The 23,541-nt window shown below is 66.3% G+C and carries 20 protein-coding genes and 2 pseudogenes; 16 read left to right on the top strand and 6 right to left on the bottom strand.

From position 1 onward, the window contains the following. Positions 1 to 8 precede the first annotated feature (8 nt). Positions 9 to 140 (bottom strand): annotated as a pseudogene (locus C6A86_RS21780) (TetR/AcrR family transcriptional regulator); the annotation flags it as partial. Between the two features lie 15 nt (positions 141 to 155). On the opposite strand from C6A86_RS21780, the pseudogene C6A86_RS21775 reads away from it, so the two are divergent. From C6A86_RS21775 to C6A86_RS21765, 3 genes and pseudogenes are all read left to right on the top strand, one after another. Then, a pseudogene (locus C6A86_RS21775) lies at positions 156 to 290 on the top strand (SDR family oxidoreductase); the annotation flags it as partial. Positions 291 to 375: 85 nt separating this feature from the next. Then, the gene (locus C6A86_RS21770) at positions 376 to 837 is read left to right on the top strand and encodes a DoxX family protein (protein ID WP_233212882.1); all 462 of its coding nucleotides are present in this window, start codon (positions 376 to 378) and stop codon (positions 835 to 837) included. A 107-nt stretch (positions 838 to 944) separates the two neighbouring features. After that, positions 945 to 2,684: a DUF3556 domain-containing protein gene (locus C6A86_RS21765; protein WP_311100857.1), complete on the top strand. Its 1,740-nt coding sequence runs from the start codon at positions 945 to 947 to the stop codon at positions 2,682 to 2,684. A 6-nt stretch (positions 2,685 to 2,690) separates the two neighbouring features. Here the strand turns inward: C6A86_RS21765 and C6A86_RS21760 are convergent, their stop codons facing one another. Next, positions 2,691 to 3,488 carry a FadR/GntR family transcriptional regulator gene (locus C6A86_RS21760; protein ID WP_105362997.1) on the bottom strand — a complete coding sequence of 266 codons (798 nt, stop codon included), beginning with the start codon at positions 3,486 to 3,488 and terminating at the stop codon, positions 2,691 to 2,693. Between the two features lie 189 nt (positions 3,489 to 3,677). Between C6A86_RS21760 and C6A86_RS21755 the strand changes: the two genes are divergently transcribed. From C6A86_RS21755 to C6A86_RS21745, 3 genes are read left to right on the top strand one after another with little or no spacing between them, the layout of a single operon-like run. After that, positions 3,678 to 4,823 carry a thiolase family protein gene (locus tag C6A86_RS21755; RefSeq protein WP_105362998.1) on the top strand — a complete coding sequence of 382 codons (1,146 nt, stop codon included), beginning with the start codon at positions 3,678 to 3,680 and terminating at the stop codon, positions 4,821 to 4,823. Then, positions 4,820 to 5,620: a crotonase/enoyl-CoA hydratase family protein gene (locus C6A86_RS21750; RefSeq protein ID WP_105362999.1), complete on the top strand. Its 801-nt coding sequence runs from the start codon at positions 4,820 to 4,822 to the stop codon at positions 5,618 to 5,620. Before C6A86_RS21755 ends, C6A86_RS21750 begins: the two co-directional genes overlap by 4 nt. 2 nt (positions 5,621 to 5,622) lie before the next feature. Further along, positions 5,623 to 6,765, top strand: a complete 1,143-nt coding sequence (locus C6A86_RS21745) for an acyl-CoA dehydrogenase family protein (RefSeq protein WP_105363000.1) — start codon at positions 5,623 to 5,625, stop codon at positions 6,763 to 6,765. A gap of 60 nt (positions 6,766 to 6,825) precedes the next feature. Here C6A86_RS21745 and C6A86_RS21740 read toward each other — a convergent pair whose 3' ends face one another. Both C6A86_RS21740 and C6A86_RS21735 read right to left on the bottom strand, forming a co-directional pair. Then, a complete protein-coding gene (locus C6A86_RS21740) occupies positions 6,826 to 7,581 on the bottom strand; it encodes a fasciclin domain-containing protein (RefSeq protein WP_199196160.1) in 756 nt (251 codons plus the stop codon). A 133-nt stretch (positions 7,582 to 7,714) separates the two neighbouring features. Then, positions 7,715 to 8,971 (bottom strand): MFS transporter, encoded by a 1,257-nt coding sequence (locus C6A86_RS21735; RefSeq protein WP_105363002.1) that lies wholly within the window; start codon positions 8,969 to 8,971, stop codon positions 7,715 to 7,717. A gap of 80 nt (positions 8,972 to 9,051) precedes the next feature. Between C6A86_RS21735 and C6A86_RS21730 the strand changes: the two genes are divergently transcribed. The 5 genes from C6A86_RS21730 to C6A86_RS21710 all read left to right on the top strand — a co-directional run bounded on the left by C6A86_RS21730 (position 9,052) and on the right by C6A86_RS21710 (position 15,156). Further along, the gene (locus tag C6A86_RS21730; protein WP_105363003.1) at positions 9,052 to 10,008 is read left to right on the top strand and encodes a GlxA family transcriptional regulator; all 957 of its coding nucleotides are present in this window, start codon (positions 9,052 to 9,054) and stop codon (positions 10,006 to 10,008) included. A gap of 131 nt (positions 10,009 to 10,139) precedes the next feature. Then, positions 10,140 to 11,267: an NAD(P)H-binding protein gene (locus C6A86_RS21725; RefSeq protein WP_105363004.1), complete on the top strand. Its 1,128-nt coding sequence runs from the start codon at positions 10,140 to 10,142 to the stop codon at positions 11,265 to 11,267. After that, entirely contained in the window at positions 11,264 to 11,977 is a 714-nt protein-coding gene (locus C6A86_RS21720; protein ID WP_105363005.1) for a CPBP family intramembrane glutamic endopeptidase, read from the top strand. Before C6A86_RS21725 ends, C6A86_RS21720 begins: the two co-directional genes overlap by 4 nt. A 118-nt stretch (positions 11,978 to 12,095) precedes the next feature. Continuing rightward, the gene (locus C6A86_RS21715) at positions 12,096 to 13,409 is read left to right on the top strand and encodes an NtaA/DmoA family FMN-dependent monooxygenase (RefSeq protein ID WP_105363006.1); all 1,314 of its coding nucleotides are present in this window, start codon (positions 12,096 to 12,098) and stop codon (positions 13,407 to 13,409) included. A 130-nt stretch (positions 13,410 to 13,539) separates the two neighbouring features. Continuing rightward, positions 13,540 to 15,156 (top strand): ABC transporter substrate-binding protein, encoded by a 1,617-nt coding sequence (locus C6A86_RS21710; RefSeq protein ID WP_233212969.1) that lies wholly within the window; start codon positions 13,540 to 13,542, stop codon positions 15,154 to 15,156. 5 nt (positions 15,157 to 15,161) lie between these two features. Here C6A86_RS21710 and C6A86_RS21705 read toward each other — a convergent pair whose 3' ends face one another. Beyond that, complete coding sequence (locus C6A86_RS21705) at positions 15,162 to 15,662, bottom strand: flavin reductase family protein (RefSeq protein WP_105363007.1); 501 nt, start codon at positions 15,660 to 15,662, stop codon at positions 15,162 to 15,164. After that, complete coding sequence (locus tag C6A86_RS21700) at positions 15,659 to 16,111, bottom strand: NADPH-dependent FMN reductase (RefSeq protein WP_396834062.1); 453 nt, start codon at positions 16,109 to 16,111, stop codon at positions 15,659 to 15,661. Before C6A86_RS21700 ends, C6A86_RS21705 begins: the two co-directional genes overlap by 4 nt. Before the next feature lie 224 nt (positions 16,112 to 16,335). Between C6A86_RS21700 and C6A86_RS21695 the strand changes: the two genes are divergently transcribed. From C6A86_RS21695 to C6A86_RS21675, 5 genes are all read left to right on the top strand, one after another. After that, positions 16,336 to 17,652, top strand: a complete 1,317-nt coding sequence (locus tag C6A86_RS21695; RefSeq protein WP_105363008.1) for an NtaA/DmoA family FMN-dependent monooxygenase — start codon at positions 16,336 to 16,338, stop codon at positions 17,650 to 17,652. Between the two features lie 11 nt (positions 17,653 to 17,663). Beyond that, complete coding sequence (locus C6A86_RS21690; protein WP_105363009.1) at positions 17,664 to 18,953, top strand: MFS transporter; 1,290 nt, start codon at positions 17,664 to 17,666, stop codon at positions 18,951 to 18,953. After that, positions 18,950 to 20,230 carry an MFS transporter gene (locus C6A86_RS21685; protein ID WP_105363010.1) on the top strand — a complete coding sequence of 427 codons (1,281 nt, stop codon included), beginning with the start codon at positions 18,950 to 18,952 and terminating at the stop codon, positions 20,228 to 20,230. The genes C6A86_RS21690 and C6A86_RS21685 overlap by 4 nt, the downstream gene beginning before the upstream one ends. A 252-nt stretch (positions 20,231 to 20,482) precedes the next feature. Next, positions 20,483 to 22,021, top strand: coding sequence for an ABC transporter substrate-binding protein (locus tag C6A86_RS21680; RefSeq protein ID WP_311101240.1), 1,539 nt, complete (start codon positions 20,483 to 20,485; stop codon positions 22,019 to 22,021). Positions 22,022 to 22,097: 76 nt separating this feature from the next. Beyond that, complete coding sequence (locus C6A86_RS21675; protein WP_105361475.1) at positions 22,098 to 23,423, top strand: NtaA/DmoA family FMN-dependent monooxygenase; 1,326 nt, start codon at positions 22,098 to 22,100, stop codon at positions 23,421 to 23,423. The last annotated feature ends 118 nt before the right edge of the window (positions 23,424 to 23,541 follow it).

Genomic DNA, 23,541 nt, shown 5'->3' with positions numbered 1-23,541 from the left:
GCGCGAGGTCAGGAGGCGCGCAGGGTGGCGATCCCGACGTCCAGTGCGGCCTCCAGATAACCCAGGTCGCCGGTGGCCAGCAGGATCCCGACACCACCCTGGATTCCGGCCAGCAGGGCGGCGGCGCTGCGTTCGGGGTCGATCCCGCCCGCGACCTGGCCCGCATCCCGTCACGGCGGATGAGCACCCCCGAGGAGGTCGCCGCCGCGGTGGTCTTCCTGGCCGGTGACGACGCCGCGAATATCCACGGCGCGGTGCTCAGTGTGGATGGGGGCTGGGCGGCGACGTAACAGATGGCCTAGATTCTGTTACGTGGCTGATTCCTCTTCCTATGATGTGGCGCTCCTGCTCCTGCGCGTTGTTCTCGGCCTGACCATGGCCGCCCACGGCTACAACAAGTTCTTCGGCGGTGGACGCATCCCGGGCACCGCGGGCTGGTTCGACAGCATCGGCATGAAGCCGGGCCTCTTCCACGCGCGCGTGGCGGCCGGCACCGAGATCGCCGCCGGCCTGGGCCTGGCGCTGGGTCTGCTCACGCCGGTCCCGGCCGCCGGGTTCGTGGCGCTCATGCTGGTGGCGGCGTGGACGGTGCACCGGCACAACGGTTTCTTCATCGTCAAGGAGGGCTGGGAGTACAACCTGGTGCTCGCAGTGGCCGCGGTGGCCATCGCCGGCACCGGTGCGGGCCGCTACAGCCTGGACCACCTGCTGTTCTCCGGTACCGACATCGCGTCCTGGCTGTCGGGCTGGTGCGGCCTGGCCATCGCCGTCGGCCTGGGCCTGCTCGGCGGCATCGGTCAGCTGGTGATCTTCTTCCGCCCGCCGGCCAAGACCTAACGCACCAGGTGTAATCGAGCTGCGGCTTTGCATCCGCTGATGATGCGCGGCGGCTGAGATGGCCGAACTGCTGGCCCCAGACTAGAACACGTTCTAGTCTGACCGGCATGGGATTCCTGAAACAGACCACTCCGGTGATCGATTTCGAGGAGTGGAGCAAGGGCACCCGCGCCGAGCGGATCGTCCCGATGGCGCGGCACTGGGCCGAGGTCGGGTTCGGTACGCCCGTCGTGCTGCACCTGTTCTATGTCGCCAAGATCCTTGCCTACATCGTGGTGGCGTGGGTGCTGGTGCTCGCCACCACCGACGGTCTCGGCGGGTTCACCGAATTCTCGTCCTGGTACAACGAGCCGATCCTCTATCAGAAGGTCGTGTTCTACACGATGCTGTTCGAGGTCGTCGGCCTGGGCTGCGGGTTCGGCCCGCTGAACAACCGGTTCTTCCCACCGATGGGATCGATCCTGTACTGGTTGCGGCCCAGGACGATTCGGCTGCCCCCGTGGCCCAACCGCATCCCGCTGACCAAGGGTGACGCGCGCGGCCCGGTGGATGTGCTGCTCTACGGGGCACTGCTGGTGATGCTCGTCGTCGCGCTGTTCTCCCAGGGCACCGGACCCATCCCGGAACTCGGCACCGAGGTCGGCGTGCTGCCGGTCTGGCAGACCGCGGCGATCCTCGTGCTGCTGGCGCTGGCCGGTCTGCGCGACAAGGTCATCTTCCTGGCCGCCCGCGGTGAGGTGTACGGGTCGCTGGCGGTGTGCTTCCTGTTCACCGGCGCTGACATCATCATCGCGGCAAAGTTGGTCTGTCTGGTGATCTGGATGGGTGCGGCGACCTCGAAACTCAACAAGCACTTCCCGTTCGTCATCTCCACCATGATGAGCAACAACCCCGTCTTCCGGTCGCCGGCCATCAAGCGGAAGTTCTTCGAACACTTCCCCGATGACCTGCGTCCCGGCCGGGCCTCCCGCTTCATCGGGCACTTCTCCACCGCGATCGAGGGTCTGGTGCCGCTGGTGCTGTTCTTCAGCCACGGCGGCTGGGCGACGGCCATCGCGGCGTTCGTCATGCTGGTCTTCCATTTCGGCATCCTGAGTTCGATCCCGATGGGGGTGCCGCTGGAATGGAACGTCTTCATGATGTTCAGCGTGCTGGCGCTGTTCGTGGGCCACTCCGGTATCGGACTCGGCGACCTGTCGAGCCCGTGGCCGATCGTGCTGCTGGTGGTGGTCGCGGGCACCGTGGTGCTGGGAAACCTGTTCCCGCGCAAGGTGTCCTTCCTGCCCGGCATGCGCTACTACGCGGGTAACTGGGACACCTCGCTGTGGTGTATCAAGCCCTCGGCGGACGCCAAGATCGCCGCAGGCATCGTCGCGATCGCCAGCATGCCTGCCGCACAGCTGGAGAAGTTCTACGGCAGCAAGGAAGCCGCCCAGATCCCGATGTACATGGGATATGCGTTCCGTTCCTTCAACACTCACGGTCGTGCGCTGTTCACCCTGGCGCACCGGGCGATGGCCGGGTACAACGAGGACGACTACACGCTCACCGATGGCGAGCGCATAGTCAGCACCGCGATCGGATGGAACTTCGGCGACGGCCACATGAGCAATGAGCAGTTGGTGGCGGCGCTGCAGCAGCGCTGTCATTTCGAGCCGGGGGAGGTGCGCATCGTCATGCTCGACGCGCAGCCCATCCACCGGCAGACCCAGCAGTACCGCCTCGTCGACGCCGCCACCGGTGAGTTCGAACGCGGTTACGTCAAGGTCGCCGACATGGTCGTCCGCCAGCCGTGGGACGACACCGTGCCGGTCTATGACGTGCAGACGCCGGGGCGTACGCCCTGAGCGGCGTCAGATCATCGCATCGCGGACCTTGACGGACTCCATGCCCTTGAGCAGCAGTTCCCGCGCGGTGTCCAGATGCTTTCGCCAGTGCGCCTCGGCGGCCTCGCCGTCGCCGGAACGCATGAGCGTCATCAGCCGCTTGTAGGACCGCATCAACAGTTCGTAGTCCGACTTGGACAGCGGCCGGTTCTCTTTCATGGCGAAGGCGGTGTGCCGCACCGTGATCTCGTGCAGCATGCCGGCCATGATGGTCAGGGTTGCGTTGCCCGACAGCTCGACGACGCGCTGATGGAAATCGCCGGTGGTCTCGGCCATCCGGCCGGTCTCGCGCCCGGACGGGACATGCTCGGCGATCATCGTGTCGAGTTCGTCGAACGCCGCCGTGTTTCGCGATTCGGTGAGCAGGCGGACCGCCATCGGCTCGATACCGGCGCGGGCCGTCATCACATCGGCGATGGTCGCCCCCGACAGCTCGAGCAGCAGACCGGCGGGGCGCGCCACGATCTCCGGGCCAGGAACCCGCACCCGAGCGCCGGTGCGTGAACCGCGGCGCACCTCGACGAGGCGCTCGGACTCCAGCACCCGCACCGCCTCGCGCAGTGTCGGACGACTCACCCCGAAGTGGGCCATCAGCTCGGCCTCGTTGGGCAGGAAGTCGCCCTCCTTGAGCTGACCGTCGACGACCATCCGGCGCAGCGTGCCGGCCACCAATTCGGCGGTCTTGGGTGAGCGGATGGGCGCACCGGCCACCGCCGGGACGGCGCTGCGGCCGATCATCGGCGAGAGCGGGGTGCTGCCGGCCACGGTGTGACTCCTCGGGAATACGCTGATGTCAGGTGTTCAACTCAGTAAACCATGTCGGCCAACCCGGCGCGTGCACCTGCGTTCATCCGCGCTCTACCAACCAGTAGGTTGACCTAGTAAACCTTCTGCTCTAGGTTCGATTTAAGTCCATCTATATAAAAACGCCAACCACCTTCGAAGGAGAAGTCCATGGCTGAAGCCGTCATCGTCGAGGCAGTTCGTTCACCAGTCGGCAAGCGCAACGGCGCGCTGTCCGGGGTGCACCCGTCCGAACTGTCGGCCCAGGTCCTCAACGGCCTTGTGCAGCGCGCCGGGATCGATCCGGGGCTCGTCGACGACGTCATCTGGGGTTGCGTCATGCAGGCCGGTGAGCAGGCGCTCGACATCGCCCGCACCGCCGTGCTGACCGCCGGGTGGCCCGAGACCGTGCCCGGTGTCACCGTGGACCGCCAGTGCGGCTCCAGCCAGCAGTCGCTGCACTTCGCCGTCGCCGGCGTGGTGGCCGGCCACTATGACGTCGTCGTCGCCGGCGGTGTCGAGTCGATGTCTCGCACCCCGATGGGCTCCTCGCTGGCCAACGGCGGGCACCCCTACCCGGAGGCCTTCCGCACCCGCTACGAACAGACCCCCAACCAGGGTGTGGGCGCCGAGATGATCGCCGAGCAGTGGGGCCTGTCGCGCACCCAGCTCGACGAGTTCTCCCTGCGCTCGCATGAGAAGGCCGCCGCGGCGCAGGATTCCGGCGCATTCAAGGATCAGATCGTCGGCATCAAGGACCAGGACGGTAACGTCGTGCTGGAAGACGGCGGCATCCGCCGCGGTGGCACCGTCGAATCCATGGCCGGCATCAAGCCCGCCTTCAAGGAGGACGGCGTGATCCACGCCGGTAACTCCAGCCAGATCTCCGACGGTTCGGCCGCGCTGCTGGTCACCTCGGCCGAGAAGGCAAAAGAGCTGGGCCTCAAGCCCCTTGCCAAGGTGCACACCGCGGTGCTGGCCGGCGCGGACCCGGTCATCATGTTGACCGCGCCCATCCCGGCAACCCAGAAGGCGCTGGCCAAGTCCGGCCTCACGGTCGACCAGATCGGCGCCTTCGAGGTCAATGAGGCCTTCGCCCCGGTGCCGCTGGCCTGGTTGAAGGAGATCGGCGCCGATGAGAGCCGGCTGAACCCCAATGGCGGCGCGATCGCTCTGGGCCACCCGCTCGGCGGCTCCGGTGCGCGCATCCTGACCACGTTGCTCTACCACATGCGGGACAACAACATTCAGTACGGCCTGCAGACCATGTGTGAAGGTGGCGGTCAGGCGAACGCGACCATCCTGGAACTGCTGTGACCGAGCCGGGTGCAGCGCCCGGGGCGCTTGTGGAACGACGTGGCAACGTCTCGATCATCACGATCAACCGGCCCGAGGCCCGCAACGCCATCAACGCGTCGGTGTCCATCGGCGTCGGCGATGCACTGCAGGCCGCCCAGGACGATCCGGAGATCCGGGTCGTCATCCTCACCGGAGCCGGCGACAAGTCCTTCTGTGCGGGCGCCGATCTCAAGGCGATCTCGCGCGGGGAGAACCTGTTCCACCCGGACCACCCGGAGTGGGGTTTTGCGGGCTACGTGCGGCACTTCATCGACAAGCCGACCATCGCCGCGGTCAACGGCACCGCCCTGGGCGGAGGCACCGAACTGGCGTTGGCCAGCGACCTGGTGGTCGCCGAGGAACGCGCCAAATTCGGTCTGCCCGAGGTGAAGCGCGGTCTGATCGCCGGTGCCGGCGGGGTGTTCCGCATCGTGGCGCAGCTGCCGCAGAAGCTGGCTCTGGAGCTGGTGTACACCGGCGAACCGTTGACCTCGGCGGATGCGCTCAAATGGGGCCTGATCAACAAGGTGGTGCCGGACGGCACCGTCGTGGAAGCCGCCCTGGAACTGGCCGAACGCATCGCGGTCAACGCGCCGTTGGCCGTTCGGGCCAGCAAGCGGGTGTCCTACGGCGCCATCGACGGCGTCGTCGCCGCCGACGAGCCGTACTGGAAACAGACCTTCGGCGAATTCGCCACCCTTCTCAAGACCGAAGATGCACAAGAGGGACCGATGGCTTTCGCGCAGAAGCGCGAGCCGGTCTGGAAAGCGAAGTAACAGTGAAGAGACTGGTTTTCGAAACCGAGCACGAGCAGCTCCGGGAGACTGCCAAGCAGTTCCTGGAGAAGGAGTGTCTGCCCAATGTCGAGAAGTGGGAGGCCGACCGCCTCGTCGCCCGCGAAGCCTATGTGGCAGCAGGCAATTACGGCCTGATCGGGTTCAACATGCCCGAGGAGTACGGCGGCGGCGGAGTGGACGACTTCCGCTTCAACGCCGTGATCGTCGAGGAGTTCTCCAAGTTTGGGCTGGCCTGCCCGGGTGTGAGCCTGCAGAACGACATCGTCGGCCCGTACTTCAAGAACCTGGCCACCAAGGAGCAGCTGGAGCGCTGGATGCCGGGCTTCGCCAGCGGCGAGCTGATCGGTGCCATCGCCATGAGCGAGCCCGGCGCCGGCAGCGATCTTGCGGGTATCAAGACCACCGCGGTGCGTGACGGTGACGACTACATCATCAACGGCTCCAAGACCTTCATCTCGGCCGGTATCAACTCCGACCTGGTGGTCGTGGTGGCACGCACCGACCCGGAGGCCGGCCACAAGGGCTTCTCGCTGCTGGTCGTGGAGCGCGACACCCCGGGCTTCACCCGCGGCCGCAAGTTGGACAAGATGGGCCAGCACGCCGCCGACACCTCCGAACTGAACTTCGAGGACGTCCGCGTCCCCGCGGCCAACCTGCTCGGCACCGAGGGCAAGGGTTTCTACCACCTGATGGAGAACCTGCCCTCGGAGCGGCTGTCCATTGCCATCGCCGGTGTTGCCGGGGCGCGGGCCACGTTCAACGAGACGTTGCAATACGTCAAGGACCGCAAGGCATTCGGGCAGCCGATCGGCAGTTTCCAGAACAGCCGCTTCGTGATGGCCGAGCTGGACACCGAACTCGATATCGCCGAGCAGTATGTCGACCGGTGCCTGCGCGCCGTCGTCGACGGTGAACTGACCGCGGTCCAGGCGTCCAAGGCCAAGTGGTGGTGCACCGAGCTCGGCAAGAAGGTCGTCGACTCCTGCCTGCAACTGCATGGCGGCTACGGCTACATGAACGAGTACCGCGTCGCCAAGGATTACGTCGATGTGCGCATCCAGACGATCTACGGTGGCACCACCGAGATCATGAAGGAAATCATCGGCCGCGATCTGGGTCTGTAAGCCCCACAACGCAAGAACGGCGCCCACTCCGGGAGGAGTGGGCGCCGTTTCTCGTGTGCGTCAGCCGGCCGGCGCCGTCTCGGTGACCGTGACGGTCGCAGGTGCCTCGGTGGCCGAGGTGGTCTCGGTTGCCGACGTGGTCTCCGTGGTGGAGGTGGTCGACGTGGTGCTGGTCGTCGAGGTGCTGGTGGTGACCGGGGTCGGCGCCTCGGCCGGGTCCAGCACGGTGTCGATGATGTAGACGCGCATGTGGTCCGCGCCGATACCGCCGCATTCGACCTTGGCGTCGTTGACGGTGATATCGCCGCCGCTGCCCTTGACGATCACCGGCTTGCCCTGCTGGGTGTAGATGGTGCCCTCGATATCGTCGGGGCCGAGGATGCCGAGCGCCATGTGGTAGTACACCAGCGCGGTCAAGGCGACCGGGTCGCTCTTGAGCGACTCCAGCTTCTCGGGCGGCAGCTTCGCGAACGCCGCATCGCTGGGCGCGAACACGATGTACGGGCCGTTGTCGAGCACTGCGGCCACGTTCACCTCCGGGTTGACCTGGCCGGAGATGGCATTGCTGAAGGTGGAGATGGCCGGGATGCTGGCCAGCGCGGTCGACGACTGCGCCTTGGCCAGGCCGGTCAGCGAACCGGGGCCGGTGGCCACCGACTTCACGGTGGCGTCACACGTGGGGCCCTTCGGTTCTGCGATCACCATGTTGGGGGTGGTGGTGGGATCGTCGGCGTGAGCCGTGACGGTGGTTCCTGCGAAAACGATGGCCGACGATGCGACCACGACGCCGAAGAGTTTGCCGGTGCGAGCGTGCACGTGTTTTTCCTCCCGCTCATGACTGGGTCGGCGCGTCACAAGCGGGGACGCGGCTGACCGGATTGTTTCAAAGCCTCTGGCGTCCCCGCGGCGCCGGTTGAATCGTATGCGTCCAGGTGAGCGCAGCCAAATGCTAGGAAACCGTGGCCACCGGCCTGCGCACCCCGGCACAGAGCAGTACGGCCACGAAACACAGCCCGGCGGCAAGGTAAAACGCCAGGTCATAGCTGCCCTGCAGGTCCCGGATCCAGCCCGCCCCAGCCGCCGCGATCGCCGCGCCGAGCTGGTGTGATGCGAATACCCAGCCGAACACGATCGGCGACCGGGTGCCGAAGAACTCGCGGCACAGCACGATCGTCGGCGGCACGGTGGCCACCCAGTCCAGCCCGTAGAAGATGATGAACACCCAGGTGCCCGGTTCGGCGTTCGGGGACAGCAGCGACGGCAGCAACAGCAGTGAGACACCGCGCCCGGCGTAGTAGACGCACAGCAGCAGGCGCGGGTCCGCCCGGTCGGTGAGCCAGCCGGAGAAGATCGTCCCGGCCACGTCCAGCACGCCGATCGTGGCCAGCAGGCCGGCGGCCAGCGTGGTGGGCATGCCGTGATCGTTGGCCGCCGGGATGAAATGCGTGCCGATGAGCCCGTTGGTGGTCATCCCGCAGATCGCGAAGCTGGCGGCGAGCAGCCAGAACGCCCGAGAACGCAGCCCGATGCGCAGCCCGTCGAAGGCGGCACTGAAGGTGCCCGTCGGCAGCACCACGGGATCGGTGGACGTACCGCCGTACGCGGTCAGCCCGATGTCCTGAGGCCGGTTGCGCATGAACACCGCCACCAACGGCACCACGGCCAGCGCGGCGGCCGCCACGATGAGGGATGCCCAGCGCCAGCCGTGCCGGGTGGTCACCTCGGCCACCACGGGCAGGAAGATCAACTGTCCGGTGGCGCTGGCGGCCGTCAGCACGCCGGTGACCAGGCCGCGCCGCGCCTCGAACCAGCGGGTGGCCACCGTCGCGACGAATCCCATCGAGATGGCGCCGGTGCCGATGCCGACGAGCACACCCCACAGCAGCACCAGCTGCCAGCTGGCGGTCATGAAGACACTCAGCGCCGAACCGGCGGCGATCAGCGCGAGCGCGCCGGACAGCACCGGCCGGACCCCGAAGCGGTCCATCAGCGCGGCGGCGAACGGGGCGGTGACACCGTAGAGCGTCATGTTGACGGCCATCGCCACGCCGACGGTGCCGTGCGACCAGCCGAACTCGTGGTGCAGCGGGTTCATCATGACCCCGGGCACCGCCCGGAAGGCGGCCGCGCCGAGTATCGCGACGAAGCTGACGCCGGCCACCACCCAGGCCCAATGCAGGCGGCCGCCGGCGCGCAGAAGTGTCATGCGTCGATGTTGGCGGGTCCCGGCGCAGCCGCCTAGTGGCATAAACGACAGCGCTCATCAAGAACGTGCCAAACTGGGGCATGCACCGCGTCGCAGTCCTGCTGCTGCCGCCGGTGGTGGGTTTCGACGCCACCATCGCCCCCACGCTGTTCGGCCAGGCCGAGGGATCCGACGGCGAGCCACTCTACGAGGTGACGGTCTGTTCCGTCGATGAGGAACCCGTGTCGTCGGTCAACGGTTTCGCGATGATCGCGACGGCCGGCCCGGAGGCCCTGGCCGCCGCGGACACCGTCGTCATCCCCGGCACCCGCTACGCACCCGCGCGCATCGACGGAACGCTGGAACCCGAGGTGTGCGCCGCGTTGAACGCCATCCGGCCCGGCACCCGGCTGGTGTCCATCTGCACCGGCGCCTTCGTACTGGCCGCCGCCGGGCTCCTGGACGGGCGGCCGGCAACCACGCACTGGCGTTTCGCCGACACGCTGCGGGCGCTGTTCCCCAGCGTGCAGGTCGACGAGAACGTGTTGTTCGTCGATGACGGTGATGTACTCACCTCGGCCGGTCTGGCCGCCGGTATCGACCTGTGCCTGCACATCATCCGGTCCGATCACGGCACCCAGGTGGCCAACGAGGTGGCCCGCTACTGCGTGGTGCCGCCGTGGCGGGAAGGCGGTCAGGCGCAGTTCATCGACCGGCACGTCCCGGTCGCCGATCACGCCTCCACCACCGCCACCCGGGAATGGGCGCTGGCCCACCTCGATGCGCAGCTGACCGTGCAGGCGCTGGCCCGGCATGCCCACATGAGCCCGCGCACCTTCAATCGCCGCTTCCGCGCGGAAACCGGTGAGGCACCGGGCAGTTGGATACGCAACCGGCGCATCGACCGGGCCCGAGAGCTCCTGGAGTCGCGAGATCTGCCCGTCGACGAGGTCGCCCGGTTGTCCGGGTTGGGCACCGGCGGCAACCTGCGTCACCACCTGCGCCGCGGCGTCGGCATGTCCCCGTCGAGTTATCGCAAGGTGTATCAGGGCGTCTAGTGGCCATGACGACCACATCTGAGCATGCCGATGGTGTCGCTGCTCACGTCGACCCGGGCGTTCCCCCAGGCAGCGGCCCCGGGAGGTCGATAGTCCGGTTTCGTCCCCGTCGGCGTGGGTACGTTGGGGCTATGCGGATCCTGCTGACGGGTGCCACCGGTTACATCGGCTCGCGCCTCGTCACCGAACTGCTCGAGGCCGGTCACGATGTCGTCGTGACCAGCCGCAACCCCGCCCGGCTGGGAGCGTACGGCTGGTTCGACGACGTCACCGTGGTCGCGATGGACGCCCGCGAATCTGACTCCACCGCAGCGGCTTTCGAACTAGCGGGGCAGATCGACGTGGTGTACTACCTGCTGCACGGGATCGGCGAGAGCGGTTTCCGGGAGTCCGACAACCGGGCGGCGGCCAATGTCGCCGAGGCCGCCCGCGCCGCGAGGGTGCACCGCATCGTCTACCTGGGTGGATTTGTCCCCGGCGGTGAGGCGCTGTCCGACCATCTGGCCGGGCGCGCCGAGGTGGCCGAGGCGTTACACGTCGACGGTGGAGCCGAGGTCGTCTGGCTGGGTGCCGCACTGATCATCGGGGCGGGTTCGACCTCGTTCGAGATCCTGCGCTACGTCAGCGACCGATTCCCGGTGCTGCCGCTGCCGAGCTGGATGTCCAACCCGATCGATCCGATCTCGATTCGCGATGTGCTGCACTACCTGGTGGCCGCGGCCGATTCCGAGCGCGTCCCGGCCGGCTCCTATGACATCAGCGGCACGGAAACCACCACCTACCGCGACCTGCTCGCCAGCTACGCGCGGCTGAGCGGGAACTGGCAGTTCGAGGTCCCGGTCGGTGGTGTGCCCACCGGCCTGGTATCGCTGGTGTCTGCAGCGGTGCTGCCGGTGCCTGGCGGCCTGACTGCGGATCTCACTGCTTCCCTTGACTATCCGATGACAGCCAGCGGAGATGGGCTGCGCGAGCTGGTGCCCGACCCCGACGGTGGTCTGCTGAGTGTGGAGGACGCGATCATGCGGGCGCTGGCCATGCACCCGCGCCGGCCGGTCAACAATCTGGCCGACTCCCATCACCTCGCCGACACCGACCCGGACTGGGCAGGCGGTGACACCGCCCGTATCCGGCAGCTGACACCGTGGATCGCCAGGCCCGCGTTGTCCATGCTGGCGCCGCTACCCGGGCCGGCCAGGGCAGCGGTGCGCACCGGGCTCGACGTACTGGCGGATTTGGCGGCGAAGGTCGACCCGCGATGACAGAACGCCCCACCCAGAGCCGGTACCGGTTGACCCAACCCTGGTGGAAGCGTCGTGCCATCGGGGTGCCGGAAACCCCCACGGTGGTGCTGCGGCGCCGGGTGACGGTCGGTGTGTTCCTGTTGATCGGCGCGGTACTGCTCGCGTTCTCGTTGAGCCGGTCCCCGGGCGACGCCTCGTTCTACTGGCTCACACTGGCCATGGCGGCGACGTGGATCGTGGGCGCGTTCGCCTCCGGTCCGGTACCGCTGGGCAAGATGCAGTACGGCGGCCGGCAGCGAAGCCCGGTGCTGCTGGGCACGGCGGTCGGACTCGGGCTGGCCGCGGCATTCGTCGTCGGCGGTCTGGTGGCCCGTGAGATCCCCGGTGTGCGCGAATACATCACGGCCGTACTCGAATTCGCCAACCAGGGCGCGCTGCCGCTGATCGTCTTCATCACCCTCATCAACGGGCTGGCCGAGGAGTTCTTCTTCCGCGGGGCGCTGTATTCCGCACTCGGCACCTTCCATCCGGTCGCCGTCTCGACCGCCATCTACATCTTCACCACCCTGGCCTCGGGCAACCCGATGCTCGGTTTCGCGGCGGTGTTGCTCGGTACGGTGTGCGCCCTGCAGCGACGGCTCACCGGGGGCGTGCTCGCGCCCATGCTCACCCACTTCTGGTGGGGGCTGGCGATGGTGTTGGCGTTGCCGCCCATCTTCGGTGTCTGACCCGAGCGCAATGTGCCGATTGATCGCCCGGGGCTGGGCGGCGTAATGAATCCGATCCGCCTGCTGCGACAGTCTGAAACAACTCGGACGCAGATTGGACCTCCTGAGGGAGGTAACGATGTTTCATCTGGGCTGGTTTATGGGCAGCGGTTTCAGCGTACAGACCTGGGCGATGGATCCGTGGGCGGGCAACACCGGGCACGATTGGATGAAGGGCGATCTGTTCGTCGACCTGGCAGCGTCGCTTGAGCGAGCCCGCTTCGACTACCTGCTGGTCGAGGACACCAGCATGGTGGAGGACGCCTACGGTCGCTCGATGGAAACCACACTGAAGTACGGGCTGCTGGCCCCGAAGTGTGATCCGGTGCCGCTGATTCCATTGTTGGCCCAGCGCACCAAACACATCGGTATCGCCGTCACGCTCTCGACGAGCTTCTACCACCCGTTCATGGCGGCTCGGACGATGACCACCCTGGACCATCTGACCGACGGGCGGGTGGGGCTCAACGTCGTCACCGGAAGTTCGGCGCGTGCTGCCCAGCAGTACGGGTACGACGAGCTGATGCTGCACGCAGAGCGTTACGAGATGGCCAAAGAATGGATGGAAGCGGTTGGGGCATTGTGGGATTCATGGGAAGAAGGTGCCGTCCTGGTAGACCAGGACACCCCCCGCTATGCCGACCACACCAAGGTGCACACCGTCGACTTCGAGGGCAAGCACTTTCGGACCCGGGGACCGCTGAACACCATCCCCGGACCGCAGCGCCGACCGGTGATCGTGCAGGCGGGCGCCTCGCCTGCCGGTCGGGACCTTGCCGCCAAGTATGCAGAATCCATGCTCGCCCACGGCACCAGCATCGAGGGCATGAAGGCATTCCGTCAGGACATGCACCGGCGGATGAAGGAATACGGCCGGGACCCCAGCACGCTGAAGATTCTCTTCCTGATCGACCCGATTCTCGGTGACACCGATCGCGTCGCGCGGGCCCGTGAGGAGGATGTGAAGGCCGCCCGATGGAGCGACCACGCGATCGAGAGACGGTTGTGGGGGCTCAGCTACACCTCCGGCGGTGAATTCGACTTCTCCACTTTCGATCTCGACAAAGAGGTTCCCGACGTCTGGGGTAACGGCGAGACCAGCACCCTGCGAACCTTCATCGAGGGCGCCCGCGGCAAGACGCTTCGGGAGGCCATCGCCACCGTGGACACCCATGCCGGTCTGGCCTTCGTCGGGTCTCCGGACACGGTGGCGGCAAAGATGGGGGAGGCCATGGAAGAGGTCGGCGGTGACGGTTTCCTGCTGTCGCCGACGGTCACCCGGCGCAATATCGCCGAGATCGCCGACGGCCTGGCGCCCGCGCTGCGCAAACGGGGTCTGATTCGAGATGGATACAACCACAGCACATTCCGGGAGAACCTGCTGGAGTTCTAGGCGACCGGCGTAATACGCGGGGCACTGCGGCGAAGCGGGTGCGACACACTGTGCCGTTTGACTGCTGATCGAGCCCCGTCACCGATTGCCGTGGTCTCGGTCGGAAAGTTGGCCCAAGCAGGAGGCATTCGTGTTCGACAACGCAGACCCGCACAGCAACCCGGCGCAATGGGATCGGCGCATGTTCTTGAAGGCCAGTGGTCTGACGGTCGGTGGAATCAGTCTGGCGTCGCTGATCGCCGCTTGCGGCGGCAGTGGGGGCGGCGCCGGCAGCGGGACGGTCACGTTGCGGATGCCATTCCTGGCCGACATGCAGATTCCCGACCCGGACATCATGTACGAAGGTGAGGGAGTCCAGGTCATGGAGTCCGCTTACGAGGGACTCGTGCGCTACGAAAGCGACACCGGGAAGATCATCGCCGGGTTGGCGACGTCGTGGGCAGTCTCCGACGACCAACTGACATATACGTTCACACTGCAACCGGGTGTGAAGTTCCACGACGGGACCGACGCCGATGCGGAGGCCTGGGTCAAGAGTTTCCAGCGACGCGGCGAGATCAACCAGGGTCCGGCCTACATGGTGGCGGGAGTCGCCGCGACCGGAGCGCCGGATCCGACCACGTTCGTCGTCACCCTCACCGAGCCCAACAATGCGTTCATGCATTACCTCGCCTGCCCCTGGCAGCCGTTCGCGGTAAGCCCCACCGCCGTGGCGGCGAACGCGGTCGGTGACGATCTCGCGCAGGGGTGGCTGAAGACCCACGATGCCGGCACCGGCCCGTACACCATCGCCGAATTCGTTCCCGGCAGCCACTACACGTTGCAGGCGTTTCCCGACTACTGGGGCGGCGCACCCGCGTTCGAGACCATTCGCATCGAGATCACGCCGAGCATCTCGAGCCAGAAATTGCAACTGGATTCCGGTGCCTTCGACATCGTGACGAAGGGTTTCGCGATACCGGATGTCCTGCAGTACGAGAAGAACTCGCAGTTCACTGTGGTGAACGCGTTCGGAGGTGTCGGAGAGGCGATCTGGCTGAACCCGAACTCCGGAATCTTCGCCGACAAGGCGCTGAGGAAGGCCGTGCAGACGGCGTTGGACAGGGCGGCGATCGTCGAGACCGCCTGGGGCGGTTTGACGACCGCGCAGGAGGGAATGTGGCCCGAGCGCACCTTCCCCACCGCGTTGGCGCCGTTTCCGTCGCAGGTGGACACCGCGCCGCTCGCGGCGATGGTGCCCTCCCTGGCGTCGAAGAAGGTCGACCTCGCCTGGGGCGCCGACCTCGGGGCGCCGCGTCAGCAGATGGCCGAGTTGGTGCAGACCCAGCTTGCCGCACTCGGGTTGGACGTCACCGTGCGGACGATGCCGACGGCGGAGATGTTCGACCTGGCCAACCAGCCGTCGGACAAGCGGCCGGACATGCTGGTGGCCTTCCTCGGTGGCGATGCGCTACACCTGGACACGACGTTTCGAATCCTGCTGCGGACCGACGCCAAGCCGCTGAACTTCTACCAGTACTCGAACCCGGAACTCGACAGGTTGATGGATGATGCGGTCCGGCAGCCGACTCCGGAGCAGTCGGATGCGATCTATCAGCAGATCAGCCAGATGATCCTCGACGACGCCATCTGGATCCCGTTGTGTCTGCCGCCGAACTCGACCATCGCGCACAATCACGTCACCGGAATCGAGAACAACGCGTTCTTCCCGCAGATCGTCTGGCCGCCGGCGCTGGCGCGGACCTGACCGCGTCAGCCCGTGGGGGCCAGCTCGTGGAACTTGCTGCGGTGAAACACCATCGGTGCGATATCGGGGTTCATCGCGAGTGCCATGATCTGCAGTACAACGATCTCATGGTCGCCTGCCTCGATGCGCTTGAACGGTGCGCACTCCAGCCACAGCGTGGCGCCGTGCACAAACACCGCGCCGCTGTCGGTGGCCTCCCAATTGACACCGCCGAAACGGTCACCGGTCTTCGAGGACAGTGATCGCGCAATGGGTGCGTGGTCACCGGCCAGTACGGACAGGCCGAGGCGATCGAGCTTCGCGAGCTTCGGCCAGGTGGTCGAGGTGTTGGCCACACAGACCGAAACCAGGGCCGGATCAAGTGAAACCGACGTGAACGAACTCGCCGCCATGCCTTCGGCGACACCGTCGAGCAGGCCGCAGAACGCGGTGACGCCACTGGGGAAGCAGCCGAATGCCTGCCGCAGCAAGGCCTGATCGAACTGGTCATCCACCGCGGCGATCATGACGACACCGCCGGCACGAACCGCCGGGCGACCTCGAGCCACTTCTCCAAGTCGGGAGACGTCTCGTAGTCGGAGTCGAGCAGATACAGACTCGGTGCCGGGCAGCTCGCTCCGATCTCGACGAGAACGGGGCGCAAGGTCAACTCAGGGGCGAGCGCGTGGGTGTACGAGCCGCCGAGCATGAGCGGAAACGTCGTGACCTGACCGAGTTCACCGGCCCCGAACTGGTCGAGAAACAGTTTCAGCAGGCCGGTGTAGGTCGCCTTGAAGGTCGGCGAGGCCACCACCAGCAGGTCGGCAGATTTCACGATGTCCTTGGCCTCTGCCACCTTGGGATCACCCCAGCCCAGCAGAGCTGCACCGAGATCTACGACATCGATAACGTGTTGGGGCGCAGCGCCGGTCAGCCTTTCCACGACCAACTCGGCAGCGGCGCGAGTCCGCGACATGGGCTTGGGATTTCCTACGACAACGACAGTCACCATTGCAGTGAACGAGGTGAAGATGTCGGGCACCGGCTTTGGGGGTAAACCCTGTATTGCGCCGAGGCAAGGCATCTCCGCTGCCACGCGGAAACCAACGGGTGGCGTAATCCCCATGCTACGGCCGCGAATCGGATGGGACACGGCGCGGCTGTTTGATCAGCTGCGTAGCGACCTGTGAGGAGACGGCGATGACGAAGAAGTTCCACCTCGGCTGGTTCATGAATTTCATTCCACCCGAGTGGGATACGCCCTGGGCTTCGCCGGATGTGGCGCAGTGGCCCAACGGCAGGTTCTACGTGGATATGGCGCGCAGTCTGGAGCGGGCCTGCTTCGACTACATCATGATCGAGGACACCGTGATGGTGGCCGATGCCTACGGCGGCAGCATGGAGGGCTCGCTGAAGAACTCGGTGTTCGCCCCGAAACACGACCCGGTGCCGCTGGCGGTGCAGATCGCGGCGAACACCACGCGGTTGGGCGTCGTGGCGACGATGTCCACCACGTTCTACCCGCCGTATCTGCTGGCCCGCTTGGCATCGACGGTGGACTCGATCGCCGAGGGGCGGTTCGGCTGGAACATCGTGTCCTCAGCCGAGGATCGGGCGGCGCAGAACTTCGGTCTCGACACGCTGCCCGAGCACGATGAGCGCTACAACGTGGCCGACGAGTACTACGACCTGGTGTGCCAATTGTGGGATTCCTGGGATGCCGACGCGGTCGTGATGGATCGCCAGACCCATACCTACGCCGACTACCGCAAGGTGCGTACGACCGACTTCGTCGGCAAGTACTTCACGTCCAGGGGCCCTCTCAACACGGTGCCCTCCCCGCAGCACAAGCCGACGATCCTGCAGGCCGGGGCGTCCCCGCGGGGGCGCGCGTTCGCCGCGCGCGCGGCCGATGCGATCGTCGCAGTCGGCACCGGCATCGACGGCATGCGGTCCTACCGCGACGACATCCGTGCCCGGGCCGCGGCGGCGGGACGCAACCCCGATGACATCAAGCTGATGTTCTGCGTATCTCCAACGGTGGCGCCCACCGAGGCCGAGGCGCGCGCCGAGCTCGACCGCCTGGTGGCTACCGACAGCTACATCGAGAAGTCGTTGGCCGGCATTTCATCGAACACAGAAATCGACTTCAAGCAATTCGACTGGGACAAGCCACTTCCGGAGGGGCTGACCACCAACGGGGAGCGTGGCTCGCTTGAGCACTTCATGCGCGGGGACGGCACCGGTGGCCCGAAGACGCTACGCCAGTTGGCGATCGACTGGGCCACCACCGGTGTCGAGTTCATCGGCACGCCCGAACAGGTCGCCCGCAAGATGGGTGAGGCGATGGAGGAGATCGGCGGTGACGGTTTCCTGATCATGAAGCCGGGCTGGGATTTGAACCGCAACTACATCTCGTCGATCACCGACGGCCTGGTGCCCGAGCTGCAGCGCCTCGGCCTGACCAGGACCGAGTACACCCAGCAGACGCTGCGGCAGACGCTGCGCGAGTTCTGAGCCGGCGGCCGATGACACACGAGGTCGGTGCGATCTCTGCGGCGTTCCCCCTGTCAATCGACGAGCGGGCCGTGCTGCAGCGACGGACCCTGCGCGTCCTGGTCATCGGCCAGGTGGTCGGAGCGGCCGCCCTGGGGGCCGCCATCACCGTCGGCGGGTTCGTGGTGGAGGACATCGTCGGCGTCGACACGCCCTGGGTGGGTGTCTCGACCGCGGCGGTCACGGCCGGTGCGGGCGCGATGGCGCAGATCCTGTCGCGGGTGATGCGCCGATACGGGCGGCGCGCCGGCATGCAGTTGGGCTACGGACTGGCGACCGTCGGCGGTGTGATCGCCTGCCTCGGCGTGCAACTGTCGGTCCTCGCAGTCTTCCTGCTCGGCCTGCTCTTCTACGGGGCGGGGTCGGCGACCAACCTGCTGGCCCGCTATGCGGCGACCGATCTGGCCGAGCCGGAGCAGCGCGGCCGCGCGATGGGGCGAATCCTGTTCGCGTCGACCTTCGGGGCCGTGTTCGGGCCGACGCTGGTGGTCCCGGCCGAGCATCTGGGTGCCGCCTGGTTCGGTTTGGATCTCTATGCGGGCCCCTGGTTGTTCAGCTCCTTCTTCTTCGCCTGCGCCGCAGTCAATGTGGCGATCCGGCTGCGTCCAGACCCCCTGTTGGTGTCGGCCGCCGAACACGGGGTGAGCCCCGGGCAGCGGCCGATCCGGTTGAGGGAGTCCGCACGCGCCATCGCCGCGTCACCGACGGCGCGTCTGGCCCTGCTGGCCATGGTCACCGCCCAGGCGGCGATGGTCGGGGTGATGGCGATGGCGCCGATCGACATGAAGGCGCACGATCACGAGGCGGTGAGCTCGCTCGTGGTCTCGGTGCACATCGCCGGAATGTTCGCGTTCAGCCCGCTGGTCGGCCGCTACGCCGACCGCCGAGGGAGACTGGCCGCGTTGCGGTCTGGATCGCTGGTGCTGCTGGCCGCGTGCGGGTTGTCGGCACTGTCCTCGGACAGCGTGCCGCTGATGTTCGTGGCAATGTTCGCGCTCGGGGTGGGCTGGACGCTGGCCCTCATCGGCGGCTCGAGTCTGCTGATGGAACACGTGTCCTGGGAGTACCGGGTGCCGGTCCAGGGCACCGCCGATCTCACCACCGCAGTGTGCGGTGGGCTGGCCAGCATCGTCTGTGGGGTCATCATGAGCTGGGCGGGATTCACGGCCCTCGCCCTCGGGACAGCGGTGCTGACACTCCCGGTCCTGCTCGGCGTGTTCCTGCAGCGCCGCACCGCGGCTGGGACGGGGGCCGGCTCTTGACCGCCGACGACCTGATCGCGGTCCCCGGTGACGCGGCCGACGGCGAGCGGCTGCGCGCCCTGATGCGGGTGCCCGGCTACCGCAACCTGTTCGTCAGCTCCCTGCTCTGGCACACCACCCGATGGGGCGTGCTGTTCACGACCAGCTACCTGTTGACCCAGATCGCGGACTCGCCGGTCCTCAACCAGGTGGTCGGTGCCCTCTTCTTCGTTCCGATGTTGCTCGGCGGATTCTTCGCAGGCGTGATCAGCGACAGGTTCGAACGCAAGCGGCTGATCCTGGTCGTGCAACTGCTGCTCATCCCCGTCGAGTTCCTGATGTTCGCCGCGGTGCAGTCCGGCCGGGTCGAGGTGTGGATGACCTTCCCGTTCATGTTCTTCGTCGGCATCGGCGGCCTGGTCAACATGACCGCCCAGCGTCCGCTCATCTACGAGACGGTGGGACCGCGCCTGGCCAGCCGGGCGATGACCATCGAGGCGACTTCGCAGGCGGGATCGGCGATGTTCGGCACTCTCGTCGGCGGAATCTTGATTCAGCAGCTCGGTATGGGCGCCGGATTCGCCGGGATGGGCCTGATGCTCGTGGCCTCCGCTGTGCTCCTCGCTTTCGTACCCCAGCCCCGATATGCCGCCACCCCGCTGGCGGCGGGTTCGGTGTCGCTGCGCAATCAGGTCGCGACAAGCGCGAGCCTGTTGCGACGCAGCCGGCGGTTCGTCGCGATGCTGGTCATCACGGTGGTGATGAACCTGTGCATGTTCGGCTACATTCCGCTGATACCGGTGGTGGCAGAGGATTTCGCGCAGAGCGCGGTGCTCGCCGGCGCGCTCGCCGCGGCGCCCGGTCTCGGCCAGATCACCGCCGGGGTGGTGCTCAGCACCAGGCAGCTGTACCGCTACGGCACGGTGTTCGCCTGCGGATCGGCCATCGCGCTGCTGGGGCTGCTGGTCTTCGCGACGGTCCCGGTGCTCGCCGTCGCCTTCGTCGCGCTGTTCGTGGCCGGTATCGGCCAGGCCGGGTTCGGTTCGATGCAGAGCCTGTTGGCCATCGAGTCGGCAGGCCCCCACGAGCGTGGTGTCGCGTTGGGGGTGCTCAGCACAGCCATCGGCGCGCTACCCATCGGGATGGCAGTCATCGGTCTCGGCGCGGAGCTGTTCGGCACCCGGGCGGCACTGATCACCTCGTCCTTGGTCGGCTTGGTGGTGCTGGGCGTGATCGTGCTGCGCAGCCGGCGGGATCTCTTGGGGCCCAACCCGCCGGTCGTGCTCGAACCCATCTGAGCGCCGCCGCGCACGCGTTACGCGGGTAATGCGCCGAACGGTGCGGCGCAATAGAAAAACCACGACGGTGACCCCGAGCCGTCATGTGCAGCGATTTGTATTCGAGGTCAGCAGCGAAACATCCACCGCCAGAACCATCCCCAACCCGAGCAGCGCAGACCCCGTGCAGCGCAGACTGAGGAGACGACGCCCGTGACCCGTACCCCGATAAACCTGGACCGGCGTGGTTTTCTGAAGGTCAGTGGTTTGACCGTGGGAGGAATCGCGCTGGCCAATCTCATCGCTGCGTGTGGCGGTGAGGCCAGTACGGACGGTGCGCGCAACTTGACGTTGCGGATGCCGTTCCTGCAGGACATGCAGGTGCCCGACCCCGACATCATGTACGAGGGCGAGGGTGTGCAGGTCATGCGCTCCTGCTACGAGGGCCTGGTCAATTACAAGTCTGGCACCTCGGAGATCGTCCCCGGGCTGGCGAAGTCCTGGACGGTCTCCGATGATCAGTTGACCTACACCTTCGATCTGGTGCCCGATGTGACGTTCCATGACGGCACCCCGGCCGATGCGGCGGCCTGGCTGAAGAGCTTCGAGCGCAGGGCGGCGATCAACGAGGGGCCGGCCTACATGGTGACCGGTATCGCCAAGTCCGAGGCGCCCGATCCGACGACGTTGGTGGTGACGCTCAAGGAGCCCAACAATGCGTTCCTGCATTACGCGGCGTGCCCGTGGCAGATGTTCGCGGTGAGTCCGACCGCGGTCGAAACCAACGCCGTCGGTGGTGATTTGGCTCAGGAGTGGCTCAAGACCCACGATGCGGGGACCGGACCGTATGTGATGAAGGAGTTCGTGCCGGGTAGTCAATACACGTTGGAGCGGTTCGACGGGTACTGGGGTGAAGAGCCCTATTTCGAGAGCGTCCGCATCGAGATCGTTCCCGAGATTGCCACGCAGAAACTGCAGCTCGACCAGGGTGCCTTCGATCTGGTGGCCAAGGGCTTCGCCATCCCCGACGTCCTCACCTATAAACAGAATGCACAGTTCAAGGCCATCACCACCACAGGCGCGTCGATGATGGCGCTCTACATGAACTTTGATGCTGGTGTGTTCGCCGATAAGGCGGTGCGGCAGGCGATGATGACGTCGCTGGATCGCGCCTCGATCGTCGAGACCGCGTTCCAGGGATTGACCGAGGTGCAGTCGAACTTCTGGCCGGAGAACATGTTTCCGGCAGGCCTGGCGCCCTTTGATGCGTCGGTCGACCTCGGGCCACTGGAAGAGATCGTGTCGACATTACCGTCCAAGAAGCTCGACCTGGCCTGGGTGACGTCCAATGGTGCGCCCGCCCAGCAGGTGGCCGAACTGATCCAGACACAGCTGGCCCCGACCGGGCTGGAGATCACCGTGCGCGCCATGCCCAGCGCCGAGTGGTTCGACATGGCCAATCAGCCGGCCGAGCGCAGGCCCGACCTGCTGGTGGCCACGATGGGCGGTGACGCACTGCATCTGGACACCGCCATGCGGATCTTCCTGCGCACCGGAGCCAAGCCGCTCAACGCCTTTCAGTACGGCAACCCCGAGGTCGACCGGCTCATGGACGAGGCGATCACCAAGCCCACCGCCGCCGAGACCAACGCTGTGTACCTGCAGATCACCGAGATCATCAGGGACGAGGCGCTCTGGGTACCGCTGTGCCGCATACCGCAGAACATGGTGATGCAGGCCTATATCGATGGGGTCGTGCAGGACTCGTACATTCCCTATGTCTTTGCACCGAACAAGATCACCCGCGTGTGAGCACGCCCCGGCACTTTCGGTCAACCCTGAAGGCAAACCCTGACGGTGAATGCCCGGACGATATGAGGAGACACGGATGCCCGCCCTGAAATTCCATCTCGGTTGGTTCATGAACGGCTACCGGGTTCATGGCTGGCGCGACCAGTGGATCGGTACGCACAAATCCGAGGGCATGCTGCCCGATTTCTACGTGGACATGGCGCGATCGCTGGAGCGGGCCTGCTTCGACTACTTCATTCTGGAGGACTCGTCGTTCGTTCCTGACGCCTGGGAGGGCAAGCACGACTTCTATCTCGAGAACGCCTACGCGGTACCGAAATTCGACCCCGCGGTGCTGGCGTCCATCCTCACCCAGAACACCGAGCGGCTGGGCATCGTGACGACGCTGGCGATCACCGAGTACCCGCCGTACCTCCTGGCGCGGCTGGTGTCGACGATGGACCATGTGTCTGGCGGCCGCGCAGGCTGGAACATGGTGACCGCCAGTTCCGACCGCGCCGCCCAGAACTACGGGCATGACAGGCAACCGGACCACGACATCCGCTACGACATGGCCGAGGAGTTCACCGATCTCGTCACCCAGCTCTGGGAGTCCTGGGAGCCGGATTCGATGGTCGTCGACCAGGACGGCATCTTCGCCGATCCCGACAAGGTGCACCCGGTTGACTTCAACGGCCGCTTCTACAAGTCGCGAGGACCGATCAACTCCGCGCGATCCCCACAGGGTCGACCGGTGATCGTCCAGGCCGGCGGATCGGAGAAGGGCCGGGCATACGCGTCGCGGTGCGCCGACTCGATCATCGCGTCGGCCACGACGGTCGAGGCGATGACGGAGTACCGCGATGACGTCCGCGCCCGTGCCGAGGGCCACGGGCGCAAGGCCGACGACGTCAAGGTGCTCTTCCTGGTCTCTCCCATCCTCGGCGAGACGCATCAGCACGCGGTGGAGCGCAAGGAACAGATGATCGCCGACGCCGCCGTCGATCCGCGGTTCCGGCTCGCCGGGATGGGGTACGCGACCGATATCGACTTCTCGGTGTTCGATCTCGACGTCCCCATCCGTGAGCTCGCCGACCAGATGGTCACCAACGGTCACCAGAGTTCGCTGGCGGCGTTCGTTCGACAAAACCTCGACCGGACGCTGCGGGAGGTGGCCTCGAACTCGGCGTACGGCGCCGGGCAGCGGGTGGAGTTCCTCGGTACGCCGGCAGAGGTTGCCGAGCAGATGGGTGAGGTGATGGCCGAGGTCGGTGGCGACGGCTTCCTGATCACCCAGGACGTCCTGACACGTCGTTCGATCAGCGAGATCACCGACGGGCTGGTGCCGGAGCTGCAGAAACGCGGCCTCACCCGGGAACGCTATCGCTACGAAATGTTCCGCGACAACCTGCTCGAGTTCTGAATGACCAGCACCCATTCGTTACGACGCCAATGCGCCAGCCGATTCGGCGCAATAGAAAAGCCACCGTGGCGACGCGGTGCCGTCATACGCCGCCGATTGGATGCCGATCAACAGACGC

It is taken from the genome of Mycobacterium sp. ITM-2016-00316 (genome assembly GCF_002968335.2).
GTDB lineage: Bacteria > Actinomycetota > Actinomycetes > Mycobacteriales > Mycobacteriaceae > Mycobacterium.
Note: the sequence above shows the minus strand (reverse complement) of the source record. Positions and strands in the feature narration are given on the sequence as shown.